Below are 12193 nucleotides of genomic sequence, written 5' to 3'. Positions count from 1 at the left end.
GAGAGGCTAAGAACACGGCCCACTCATCCGAACGACCATGCAACCGACGCCAGCCCCCGAACATACCGAGTCCGAACTTCTCCAGATCCGCCGCGAAAAGCTCGACGGACAGGTGAAGGCCGGCCTGAACCCGTTTGGCGCCCGTTTTGACACGACGCATCAGCCCGGTGCGCTAAAGACGGACTTCACGGAGGGTCTCGAAGTGCGCGTGGCCGGCCGCATCCTCTCCCGTCGCGAGATGGGCAAGGCGACCTTCTTTGACCTCGGTGACATCAGCGGACGCATGCAGTGCTACCTGAGCAAGGGCGACGTCGGCGACGAGGCCTACGTGCAGTTCAACCAGCTCGTCGACATCGGCGACTTCGTCGGCGTGGAAGGCTTCACGTTCATCACCAAGCGCGGCGAGCGGTCCATCCACATCAAAAAGCTCACCCCGCTGTCCAAGGCTCTGCGTCCGCTGCCGGACAAGTGGCACGGTGTGGCCGACAAGGAGATCAAATACCGCCAGCGCTACCTCGATCTCATTTCGAACGACCGCAGCCGCGAGATCTTCGTGACGCGCAGCAAGATGATCGCCGCCATCCGCAGCTACATGCAGGAGCGCGGTTTCCTCGAAGTCGAAACGCCGATGATGCAGGACGTGCCCGGCGGTGCCGCCGCCAAGCCGTTTGAGACCTTCTTCCATGCGCTTAACCAGCCGATGTTCCTACGCATCGCACCGGAACTGTTCCTGAAACGCCTGCTGGTGGCGGGCTTCACGCAGATTTTCGAATTGAACCGCAATTTCCGCAACGAAGGCATGAGCCGCCGTCACAATCCGGAGTTCACGATGCTGGAAGCCTACTGGGCCTACGCCGACTTCGAGAAGATGGCCGATCTGGTCGAAGGCATGGTCTGCCACCTCGCGGAAACCTTCTGCGGCGGCCTCAAAATCGAGCACAAGGACGAAGATGGCAACGTGACCCGTACGATCAACCTCGAGCGTCCATGGCGCCGTGCGCGCTACACGGATCTGCTGAAGGGTGTCGATCCGAAGTGGTATGAGTACACGCCCGAGCAGCGCAAAGCACGTGCTGCAGAACTGGGCGTGGAGATCGGACCGAACTTCGAGGACTACGAAGTCACGCAGCATGTGTTTGAACGCCTGGTTGAAGCGCCGCAGTTCGATCCGCTCTACGTCACGCATTGCCCGAAGGAACTGGTGCCTCTGGCGAAGCAAAACGCCGAGGACGACTCCATCGTCGATGTCTATGAACTCATCATCAACGGCCAGGAGATCAGCCCGGGGTACTCCGAACTGAACGACCCCATCGTCCAACGCCAGCGCCTGGAACATCAGGCCGGTGAAGAGACACAGAAGATCGACGAGGAATTCATCCTTGCACTCGAACACGGCATGCCGCCCGCCGGCGGCATCGGCATCGGCATCGACCGCCTGATCATGATGCTCACGGGCGCCGAAGGCATCCGCGACGTCGTGCTCTTCCCGCAGCTGAAGAAGAAGGCGTAGAATCATCTGGCTGTCATCCAAGCGAACTGGCAGAATTAGCGTCATGAAGACGCTTGCTTTGGTCATTTCGCTGTCATTCGCCATCACAGCGCCGGCCGCAACGCCTGAGATGGCGGCACGAGCAGTAAACACCCTGGGCCTGAACCTGCACCGGCAGATGCCGCTGGATGGAAACACCTGCCTTTCACCTTACTCGATCCAATCAGCGCTGGCGATGACTTATCTCGGAGCCAGCGGCGTCACTCAGAAGGAAATGGAGCAGGTGCTGCACTTCCCTGCGGACAAGACAGCGCTGAGTGAGTCGTTCGCCGCGCTCGCGCAGGCGCTCCAAGAGGCGCAGGAGGCCTCCGCGAGACTCGTCGCAGGCAGCAAGAAGTATGGCGGCCCCACCGAGGCCGTGAAACTTCATGTGGCCAACCGGCTGTTCGGGCAGAAGGGCTACGAATTCCGCGACACCTTTCGGTCCAGCGTGAAGCAACACTTTGGCGCCCCAATGGAGCTCATGAACTTCATCAAGGATCACGCGGATGCCACACGCGAAATCAACGAATGGGTGGAAAAGCAGACGCAGAAGCGCATCAGGGACTTGATTCCCGACAACGGCCTCAACGAGACCACGCGTCTCGTCCTCGTGAACGCGCTCTACTTCAAATCCGCCTGGATGGATGAGTTTTCAGCACAGGCGACCACCCCGAAGCCGTTTCACCCGAGCGGCGGCAAACAGACTGTCGAGGTGCCTACCATGTTCAAGAAGACACACATGCGGTACCATCGCGGTAATGGTTTTCAGACGGTGGCACTGCCGTATGCAGGCAACCAGCTGCACTTCCTGCTGATCGTGCCGGACGACGTGAAAGGCGTGACCGATGTGGAGACAAAGCTGACACCGGAAGTGCTGCTCGCCTGTTCTGGAGCTGACTCACGTGAAGTGATTCTGCATCTGCCAAAATTCAAAATCACACCGCCAACCATGCTCTTGGGAGATGTTCTGCAAAAGATGGGCATGACCACCGCCTTCGACAAACCACAGGGCAGCGCAGACTTCGATGCGATGGCACCAAAGAAACCTGACGACTACCTGTACATCTCGGCGGTGTTCCACAAGACCTTCCTTGAGCTGGACGAGAAGGGCACCGAGGCAGCGGCGGCGACGGCTGTGGTCATGGTGCGTGCCACGGGCATCGCTCCGCCACCAGAAAAGCCCATAGAGATCAATGCCGACCGCCCGTTCCTTTTTGCGATCCAGCACGCTGCGAGCGGTGCGTGCCTGTTCCTTGGTCGCGTGAGCGATCCACGGTGATCATTTCTTCCCCTTTCCCTCGTCCAGGAACTCGATCGCCTTCTTGAGCCATTCGGCTTTCGGCGGTGAATGACCTTGGCCGGGAATGTTCATGAGCTCGACGGACTTGAAGCCTTCTTTGAGAAAGCCGTTTTCATAGACGGCGCTGGTGTTCTTGAGGTTGAAGTCCTTATCCCCGGTGACGAGGACGTAGCGGCAGTCAGTCTTTGCCATGGCGACGATTTCTTCGTGCGGAATGTAGCGGGCTTCAAAGACCTCGGTCTTGTCTAGCGTGACTATGTCCGTGTAAAAGTTGGTGCCCATGAAGGCGATGGTGCCGGTGAACATGTCGGCATAGGTCACGCCGAGCATGCTGGCGACGCGGCCGCCGCCGGAAAAGCCGGAGACATACACGCGAGCATCGTCGATGTCGTAGAGGTCGCGCATGTTGTCGTTCGCATCGACGGCCATGCGCATGCGGGCAAAGACCTCGCGATTGTTGCCGGAGTTGTGTGCGCCGACAAAGATGAGTTTCTTTTCCGCCAGCACTGCCTCCCATTCGGGTGAGAGAGACGGAGCATTGCTGGGGCTGACCCAGATGAAGAGGCCATGCGGATCGCCCTTCTTGTACTTCTTCGGTACGATGATGTCGAATTTCTCCATGCTAATGCTGAAGGGCGGCGGCGTCTCCAGGGCATGCATGCGCATTTTGAGCTGCGCATTGTCGGAGACCGGTGGTGAGACTTGGAACGTGATGGGGGAACGAACGCCGGGCTTGATGGCGTCGTCCGACTTCTTTTTCGAGTCGGCAGCAAGGGCGAGCGAGGCCAGGAAAGGGAGGAGCAGGAAGAACCGGGACATGGGCCGAGATCAAAGCGGCTCGGATTGCGGCTGTCGATGCTGAAATGCGGCGATCTGGCGGAAAGGCCGGGCGCAGACCTCACGCCATGCGCGCCAGATACACGAAGGCGGGCGGCACGTTGCCCCAGACGATGCGGGTCGTCTCTACGCCATGCGTCATGTCATGGAGCAATGAACGAAACTGCTGGCCGCCGGGAAGCTTGTGGAAGCCCCAGTAGGCGAAGGTCGCAAAACAGCCGCCGGGCGCGAGATGCTTGAGCACGTTGCCGAGAATCGACTCCTGCAGCGAACGCGGAAAATAGGTCCATGGCAGACCGCTGATGATGGAGTCGAACTTTTCACCCTCGGGCAGCACTTGGGAGAAATCGAAGTGCTGGGCGTCGGCGCACTCAAAGCGGAGCTTCGGGAAACGTGGCCGCAACTGCTGCACGAAGGTGTCGTTGAGCTCGATGCCGACGTAATCCGAACCGTGCGGCATGGCATCGGCGATGGCCTCGGTGAAGGCGCCGGTGCCGGGACCAAGTTCAAGGATCCGGCGAGCCTGCCACACACCGGCGGCCTCCATCATGCGCTCCGCGAGGGCAGGACTGGAAGGCACGACCGCGCCGATGGTCTTCCAGTTGTGGCGGAGTTCTTTGATGAAGGTGGCGGCGGACATTCGGGGCCGGATGCTAGCGGGCGGACACGGACTTGCCAGAGCTTTTACAGCAATAGATTGGACTGATCCCCTACCGTGGAGTGAAGAAAATGCAACGAGGGTATTTGCGGCATAAGGCGTTGGTCGCGAGATCATTGCAAACGATTGAACGCCATGGCCGGAACATGATCCAAGGCAGTCCACGTCATCGACGTGGAACCAACCAAACACACACGATACCAACCCATGCCCCGCACGAAAAACATCGCCGTCTGTACCTTGCTTCTCACCATGTCCCTGCCCCTGACGCAATGCGCCAAACCGCAGACCATCTACAACAAGAGCGGTGTGCCCGTGGCCACTGCTCTGAGCACGCCGACGGGTAATGTGACGCGGCAACAACTGGGAGACACCACGGTAATGACCCGCCGCCTGATCAATCGTCCGCTGACCAATGCGGACTGCGGCAAGGTGTATGAGGAGGTCACCGTCGTCTCACCACGCGGCACATCGGTTCAACAGCGGATCATCATACGTGCCCTGCCTCGTCTGGAACTGGAGAACGTGACGAAGAAGTAGGCGGAAGGCTTGACGGGCATGGTGCCTAGCGGCGACACTTCGCACCATGCCTTATCTCCTCGACGCCACGGTCATATTCGGATACTTCGCGCTCATCATCGGCATTGGTCTGTCGCAGCGCAGCAAGAGCGGCAGCATGGAAGGCTTCACACTGGGCGATCGTCAGATCGCGTGGTGGGCGGTGCTGGCATCGATTTTGGCCGCGGAGATCAGCGCGGGGACGTTCTTTGGCGCACCCGGCGAGGGCTTTGCGCTGCGCAATTACACCTACATCCAGCTCATGGCGGGCTATCTGCTCGCCCGCGTGGTGGTGAGCGCCGTTTTCATTCCTGCCTACTACCGCCACGGTGTGGTCAGCGTATATGAGTTCCTCGAAGCTCGCTTCGGACCGAAGACGCGCCGACGCGCCTCGGCGGTGTTTTTGGTGACACGCCTGCTGGCAAGCGGTTCACGTCTTTGGGTGCCCACGGTGCTTCTGGTTCTGGGGTGGAAGGTTTTTATGAATCCAAGCATCACGCCGATGCAGGAGTTCTGGCTCTATGCCGTGGCGCTTGTCGGGATCACGGTGCTGACCTCGATCTACACCGCGCTCGGCGGCATCCGTGCGGTGATCTGGACGGATGTGATCCAGGTGGTGATCCTGTTTTCCGCGCTCGGATTTGCGCTGTGGCATCTGCTCGAGCACACCGGCGGATGGTCGGCGTTGAATGACGCCATCTTGAAACCGGCGGTCATTGACTGGGGCCGGCCGGATCCGGCGCATCCCGGTGCGTGGGGCTGGATCAAAGGCATCCTCGAGACGGAATACACGATGTGGACGGCCTTTCTCGGCTCCACCTTTGTCACGCTGGCCACCCACGGCACCGATCAGGACATGGTGCAGCGCATGCTCACGGCGAAGGACAAACGCCAGAGCGCCAAGGCAACGATTCTCTCCGGCGTGGCCGACATCCCGGTGAACTTCATGGTGCTGAGCATCGGCATCCTGCTCTTCGTTTTTTACCAGCAGCATCCGGAGATCCTCCTGCCAAAGAATGCCAAAGGCGCACCCGACAGCAGCCAGGTGTTTCCGTTTTTCATCCTCACCTCGATGCCGACCGGCCTGCGCGGGCTCGTGGTGGCCGGCGTGCTCGCCACGGCGATGGGATCGCTGAGCACCGCATTGAACTCGCTCGCGACGAGCTACGTGCGCGACTTTCACTTCCGGTGGTTCGGCGAACCAGACACTGAAAAGGGCAAGGTGCGCGTGCTGCGCTTCGGAACGGTGCTGTTCGCGATCCTGCTGATCTCCGTCGCGCTCGGCACAGCATGGGTGAAGGCGCACAATCCCTCGCTGCGCATCATTCCGATCATCCTCGGCGTGTTCGGCTACACCTACGGCTCGCTCCTCGGTGTGTTCATGGTCGGGCTGTTCACGAACACGCGTGGGAACGATCTCGGCAACGGCATCGCCATGCTCGCCGGATTCATCGTCGTCGGTTACCTCAGCGGGCTCGACAAAGGCCTCATGGCCTCGCTCGGCATGGAGGGCGGCATTCCGCGCCCCGAGTGGATGGTGGAAATCGAGTTCCCGTGGCGCATTCTCTTCGGCACCGTGGTCACGTTTGCCATCGCCATGTGCTTCAAGACACCTGAGGACAAACTCGGTCACTCGAAGGTCGTTCAGGCGGGAACCTGAGACAAAAAAAGCGCGGACCGTTGCCGGTCCGCGCCCTGCTTGATTTTTTGAGCCGCTCTTACGAGTAGCTGGCCTGCTGGCCCTTGATGTCGCGCTTCTTGATCCACGGCATCAGGTTGCGGAGGCGGGCGCCGGTCTTCTCGATCGGGTGCTTCTCGCCGTCCTTGAGCAGCTTGTTGAACTTCTTGTAGCCGGTCTTCGTCTCGCGAACCCACTCCTTGGCAAACTTGCCGGTCTGGATGTCCTTGAGGGCTTCCTTCATGCGCTTCTTCACCGACTTGTCGATGATCTTCGGACCGACTTTGACGTCGCCCCACTTGGCGGTTTCAGAGATGGAGAAACGCATGCCGGCGATGCCGGACTCGTTCATGAGGTCGACGATGAGCTTCAGCTCATGCAAGCACTCGAAGTAGGCCATCTCAGGGGAGTAGCCGGCTTCCACCAGCACTTCGAATCCGGCCTGCACGAGGGCGCTGGCGCCACCGCAAAGAACGGTCTGCTCGCCGAACAGGTCGGTTTCGGTTTCTTCCTTGAAGGTGGTTTCGAGGACACCACCGCGGGTGCCACCGATGCCGTGCGCCCAGGCGAGGGCGATCTTCTTGGCCTGCTTGTCGGCGTTCTGATAGATGGCGATGAGGGCGGGAACGCCTTTGCCTTCGGTGTACTGACGGCGGACGATGTGGCCGGGGCCTTTCGGAGCCACCATGATGACGTTCACGTCGGCAGGAACGGTGATCGTCTTGAAGTGAATCGCGAAGCCGTGGCTGAACAGCAGGGTCTTGCCTTTGACGAGGTTCGGCTTGATGTCCTTGTTGAAGACGTCGGGGATTTTAGTGTCGGGAACGGCAACGAAGATGACGTCGGCCTTCTTCACGGCTTCAGCGGTGTCATAGACCTTCAGGCCCTTTTCTTCAGCCACCGCACGGCTCTTGCTGCCGGGGTAGAGGCCGATGATGACATTGACGCCGCTCTCTTTGAGGTTCAGGGCGTGGGCGTGGCCTTGGGAGCCAAAGCCGATCACAGCGCAGGTCTTGCCTTTGAGAGGTGCAAGGCTGGCGTCTTTTTCAGTGTAGATTTTCGCGGGCATATAGGTTCTGGTTTAGGAGGGCGGCGATAGTGGTTCAAGCGGGGGACGGGGTCAAACGGCTTTTTCCCGGCCCTCCAAGGCTTTCATTGACCGCAACGGGGCAATGGGTAGTCTCCGCGCCTCCAATATGAAATCCACCATCGCCATGCTCTGCGCCGCGCTTGCGGTCGCCTCCGCCACCCAAGCCCAGGAAGTCAAGCCCGCACAGCTGGCCGAACCCTCCGCCTCCGCCCCCACCTCCGTTCCCATGGACAAAGTCAGCTACTTCATCGGCCGCAACTTCGGCGAACAGTTCAAAGGCCAGGGAATCGACATCGATCTGGCCGCCCTCAACGAAGGCATCAAGTCCGGCCTCTCCGGCGACAAGCCCAAGTACACCCAGGAAGAGCTCATCGCCGCCATGCAGGCCTTTGAAGCCAGCATGCAGGCCAAGGCCGCCATGCGTGGTCAGGAAGCCAAGGCAGTGGGGGACAAGTTTCTCGCGGACAACGGCAAGCGCAAAGGAGTGACCACCACCGCCAGCGGCCTGCAGTATGAAGTGATCAAGGCCGGTGACGGACCCAAGCCCGTCGCCACCGACAAGGTGAACGTCCACTACCACGGCACCCTCATCGACGGCAAAGTCTTCGACAGCTCCGTCGAGCGTGGCCAGCCGATCACCTTCGGCGTGCAGGAAGTCATCAAAGGCTGGACGGAAGCCCTCCAGCTCATGCCCGTCGGTTCGAAGTGGAAGATCTTCATTCCTTCTCAGCTCGCTTACGGTGAAAACGGCGCTGGCGGCGACATCGGCCCGAACGAAGCTCTCGTATTCGAAGTCGAGCTGCTCGGCATCGTGAAGTAATTCATCCAACCCAAACTTTTCCAAGAGGCAGGTCTCCGGACCTGCCTCTTTTATTTGGCGCCAGCAGGATGGCTGGCATGAATGATCATGAGCTTCTGCCAGATCTTTCGTGCGAGGCCGGTCGTCAGGCCCTCGATCTCGTCCACCGTGCTCAGCACCACTTCGTCGTCCGAGCGCTGCAAATAGAGCGCCGCGAGTTTTCCCACCAACGACAGCATCTCGCTGCAGTAATCGAGATAACGGATGAGCTGGTCGGGCGACATGTCACTCGTTGGCGAAGAGGGCGTCGCCACCAGCACGCCCGCGGCGCGCTGAGGATCCTTCGTGAGCTGGTGCATGTCGATCACATGCGCCAGCGAGCGCAGTTCATGCAGCGCCTTCAAAATGCGCCGCCGCCGCATCCGGGTCTCGAGGCTTGCGAGGAAGAACACCCCGATTCCGACGAACACGATGTCATTGATGCCGGACTCCATCGCCTGCACCAGCTCCACCCACGTCACATCGTCTGTCTTCGGCTGAATCCGGAAAGCGGACACGCTCATCACGACGCCCGCCACCATCAGAATGAGCAGCAGGACGATCGCCGCACGAATCCACAGGGAACGCCGCCCTGTCTCGGTAACACGCCGACGGGACTCAGCGGCGATGTTACACAAGTGTTTTGACACGCGGAACAATCCCGCCTTCGGAAAGCGCTCGCCGATGCGCGTGGAGAGTTTTTCAACGGTGGCGACAAGCAGTTCAGGATTGAGCTGGGAATAGTTCGACATGCGGGTTTCGTTCCATGATGACCCGCATCCCAGCTTCTCTGCAATTCAATTCCTGCCGGATTTCATCTTCACCGGCAGCAGCAGATGCAGTTCCGTGAAGCTGCGATAAAACTCCATCGCCGGTCGTGACGGATCAACTTCATGCTCAGCCGCCATATGTGCGAACAACGATCCGATTTCACCCGTCCGCTGGTTCCAATCCTCTGCTTTGATGCGAGCGCAAGGACCGCCCCGCACTTCAACGACCTGCAGTCCCGTCACGCGTTCCTCGAGTTCGCCGTCCGACACCAGTCCGGCGAAATATTCGTTGTCATAGATCAATCCGTAAGCCTTGCGGCCTTTGATTTTCCGCCTGGATTCGATGTCCTGCCACGCGGCACGGATGCCCTCCGGAAAACTCTTCGCCTTCACGGTGATGAGACGCAACGGCGCTTGCTGGATGATCGTGGACTTCATGGTGCGGCATCTTTGGCCACCACTTCCTCCGGCAGCAACAACTCGCTCGCATCCCGGGCGAGGCACGGCGGCACGGTCATGAGCTGGCGGTTGCCGCCGCTGTGCTTGAAGCTCCAGAGTTTGCCATCCTGCCCTGTCGGCACCTTCACGCTGAAGTAGCCAGGCTTCTGGGAAAACGTGTGCGCGGTTTTGCCGTCGGGATCGAGCATGAAGCCCTCGCCCTCAGCGAAGCCGCCGATGATCTGCGTGCCCTTTGGCACATAGAAATACAGATGCCAGCGCCCATAGAGCTTCGCAGGCTGCTCCATGCTGCTCACGACCGTCATCGGCATGCCGTCCGGCCACGTGATGAGCGTTCCTTGGCCGGAATCACTCACCTCGAGGCGATGCAGGCCGGGAAACTTCGTTTCGAGCTTCAACTCGTGCGGTTGCTTGTCGGGTTCAATCTCGCCGTGCGCCACGGACTTCGATTCCGCCTCGGCGATCGGATAAAGCTCCAACTTCGCCGTGCCACGGCTCTGATAAATGATGCCCGCCGTTCCGCCGAGCGTGAGCGTGGCGGGTTCCTTGTCGATCCACGTCCAAAAGTCGCGCACCGCACGCAGGTAGATGCCCGCATTGCCACGCGGCACTTGTGGCAGCATCAACTTCGTCGCCGGCACAAGATTCATGCTGAAGGACACCGGTTCGAAATCGAGCAGCTTCCGCTTTTCGACGCCATCCCGCACCATCGCGGCGATTTGATCGCGCGTGAAGCGCTCGTCGCTTTTCCATGGGTTCGTGGCGTCGGGATCGCTGTATTTGCCAAGGGGCGGGAGCTGCACCGTCTTGTCGCGGTTGGGAATGTCGCGCCACAACGCCTTCGTGTGCAGCATGCCCGTGTCACGAATGCGCCAGATGAAACGGAACAGCGCTTCAAACGCCGCCTGCCGTTCCTTCCCGGCCGTGCTGCTGTAGTCGAGGTAAAGCCCGCAGTAGTGCGTGTAGAGCACCAGATCGTCGAGCCGCGCGAGAATTGCCTCATCGTTCGTCAAACAGCGTGCTTCCGCGAGCAGCCGCCACATGCGACCGACGAGATCATCGCTCAGCGCCGATTTCTTCGTGCCATCGAGCAACGCATAGAACTTCCGCATCGGCTCACGCGAAGAACCAAAGCTCTTGTCGAGAAAGTCCGTGACCAGCGCGTCGATGTTCTTCGCCTCGTTCACATCCCACAGCATGCGCGACGCCAAATAGTAACCGAGCCCGTTCGGTCCGAAGTTATCACTCGCCTCCGCGGACATGAATCGTGCGCCCTCGGCATGGAAATGCGGAATCGTCGTGCGCAGATATTCCGAGTTACCGCCGCGTGCAGCTCCGGGCAGATCGCGGTCCCACGTGTTCACGCTGTAGTATTCGCGGATGCCCAGCGTGCGCACCTTGGCGCTCCATCCCGCCAGCAACTGGTCGATCGTGTAACCGCCGCGAATGAATCCCGTCGCCACGCTGATCACCACCTGCGGATGTGCCTCGATGGATGGTGGCGGCGAATGCTCGTTGTAGGCATACATGCCGACGATGCGGCCCGGATGCGCCCTGTTGACCGCCTCCGCCACTTCGTTCGCCAGCAACAACGCACGGTCCGTCACACTGCCGATCTTTGCGCACTCCGCGCATTCACACCAACCGCCGCCGTCGCTCGGATCGCACGAGACCGAATCGAGCGCCGGATCCTCCTCAAACTGCGCCAGGGCATCCGCCACAAACAGCTTCCGCAGCCCCGCGTTCGCGATGCAGAACTTCGGTTTCCGTCGTTCGCCGTTCACCAACGCCAGATACTCCGGATGCGCGGCAAACTCTGCCGCGTGACGGATCATCACACCGTCATACGAATGCCCCGACCTCAGTTGAATGCCCGAAGTAGCGCGATTCCGCCGGTTCCATTCCTCACAAACCTCCTGCCGCTCCTTCATCCAGCCAAATCCCGGCCAGATGCGCCGCGCGTGATAGTCCGGCGACTCCTTCACGTCGACTTCGATGCTCAGCGATGGCGAGTGCGGCACGATCTCCCAGGTCTTGCCCGGAAAAAACTGCCGGAACCCGCAGCGGTGCAGCCAACCCCACACCGCATGTTCTACTGCCTGTGGCGTGCGTCCGATGATTACGAGACGCTCCTTGTCCGAACGCATCGTGTAATCCTCGCGTTCCGTCGGTGGCACCTCCCCGCTTGTGAGACCGAGAAACAGGCCCCGCTGCTCTGCCGACACCTGAATCTCAAACTTCGAACCCGTGATGCGCGCCAGCATCGAAGCGAGCTCGTCCGCGACTGGCTTGAGTTCCTCCGATTGAATCACCACCGGCATCAAAGCGCGGCCATTTTGTGCAAGCTGGACGGTTTCGGCATGAAGAACGCCGACGAACAACGCGGTTAAGAGCACACGAGACATGAACTGCATACGCCGGCACCCACACGTGTGTGTCGTCGCCAGCGCAGAAGCTGCCACGTGGAATGGCCC

11 protein-coding genes are annotated in these 12193 nt (G+C 60.2%); 5 read left to right on the top strand and 6 right to left on the bottom strand.

The window, feature by feature from the left end:
- The first annotated feature begins 37 nt into the window (after window positions 1-37).
- Window positions 38-1510 (top strand): lysine--tRNA ligase, encoded by a 1473-nt coding sequence (lysS, locus tag KDL09_RS13155; RefSeq protein WP_294385749.1) that lies wholly within the window; start codon window positions 38-40, stop codon window positions 1508-1510.
- A 43-nt stretch (window positions 1511-1553) separates the two neighbouring features.
- The gene (locus tag KDL09_RS13150) at window positions 1554-2810 is read left to right on the top strand and encodes a serpin family protein (RefSeq protein WP_294385747.1); all 1257 of its coding nucleotides are present in this window, start codon (window positions 1554-1556) and stop codon (window positions 2808-2810) included.
- Here the strand turns inward: KDL09_RS13150 and KDL09_RS13145 are convergent, their stop codons facing one another.
- Entirely contained in the window at window positions 2811-3650 is an 840-nt protein-coding gene (locus KDL09_RS13145) for a hypothetical protein (RefSeq protein WP_294385744.1), read from the bottom strand.
- 79 nt (window positions 3651-3729) lie between these two features.
- A complete protein-coding gene (locus tag KDL09_RS13140) occupies window positions 3730-4308 on the bottom strand; it encodes a methyltransferase domain-containing protein (RefSeq protein ID WP_294385742.1) in 579 nt (192 codons plus the stop codon).
- Window positions 4309-4533: 225 nt separating this feature from the next.
- Between KDL09_RS13140 and KDL09_RS13135 the strand changes: the two genes are divergently transcribed.
- The gene (locus tag KDL09_RS13135; protein WP_294385740.1) at window positions 4534-4866 is read left to right on the top strand and encodes a hypothetical protein; all 333 of its coding nucleotides are present in this window, start codon (window positions 4534-4536) and stop codon (window positions 4864-4866) included.
- A 46-nt stretch (window positions 4867-4912) separates the two neighbouring features.
- Window positions 4913-6544, top strand: coding sequence for a sodium:solute symporter (locus KDL09_RS13130; protein WP_294385738.1), 1632 nt, complete (start codon window positions 4913-4915; stop codon window positions 6542-6544).
- Window positions 6545-6602: 58 nt separating this feature from the next.
- Here the strand turns inward: KDL09_RS13130 and ilvC are convergent, their stop codons facing one another.
- On the bottom strand, window positions 6603-7631 hold the full coding sequence (gene ilvC, locus KDL09_RS13125) for a ketol-acid reductoisomerase (RefSeq protein ID WP_294385735.1): 1029 nt from the start codon (window positions 7629-7631) through the stop codon (window positions 6603-6605).
- Between the two features lie 127 nt (window positions 7632-7758).
- Between ilvC and KDL09_RS13120 the strand changes: the two genes are divergently transcribed.
- Complete coding sequence (locus KDL09_RS13120) at window positions 7759-8472, top strand: FKBP-type peptidyl-prolyl cis-trans isomerase (RefSeq protein ID WP_294385732.1); 714 nt, start codon at window positions 7759-7761, stop codon at window positions 8470-8472.
- Window positions 8473-8522: 50 nt separating this feature from the next.
- On the opposite strand, the gene KDL09_RS13115 is transcribed toward KDL09_RS13120, so the two are convergent.
- The 3 genes from KDL09_RS13115 to KDL09_RS13105 are packed head-to-tail and all read right to left on the bottom strand — an operon-like array spanning window position 8523 to window position 12124.
- On the bottom strand, window positions 8523-9242 hold the full coding sequence (locus tag KDL09_RS13115) for a hypothetical protein (protein ID WP_294385730.1): 720 nt from the start codon (window positions 9240-9242) through the stop codon (window positions 8523-8525).
- Window positions 9243-9287: 45 nt separating this feature from the next.
- Window positions 9288-9698, bottom strand: a complete 411-nt coding sequence (locus tag KDL09_RS13110) for a hypothetical protein (RefSeq protein WP_294385727.1) — start codon at window positions 9696-9698, stop codon at window positions 9288-9290.
- A complete protein-coding gene (locus KDL09_RS13105; RefSeq protein WP_294385726.1) occupies window positions 9695-12124 on the bottom strand; it encodes a DUF4838 domain-containing protein in 2430 nt (809 codons plus the stop codon). Before KDL09_RS13105 ends, KDL09_RS13110 begins: the two co-directional genes overlap by 4 nt.
- Window positions 12125-12193: the final 69 nt, after the last annotated feature.

This window comes from Prosthecobacter sp. (genome assembly GCF_020439865.1).
In the GTDB taxonomy this organism is placed as follows: Bacteria; Verrucomicrobiota; Verrucomicrobiia; order Verrucomicrobiales; family Verrucomicrobiaceae; genus Prosthecobacter.
The sequence above is the reverse complement of the archived record's forward strand: the minus strand, read 5'-3'. Positions and strand labels throughout refer to the sequence as shown.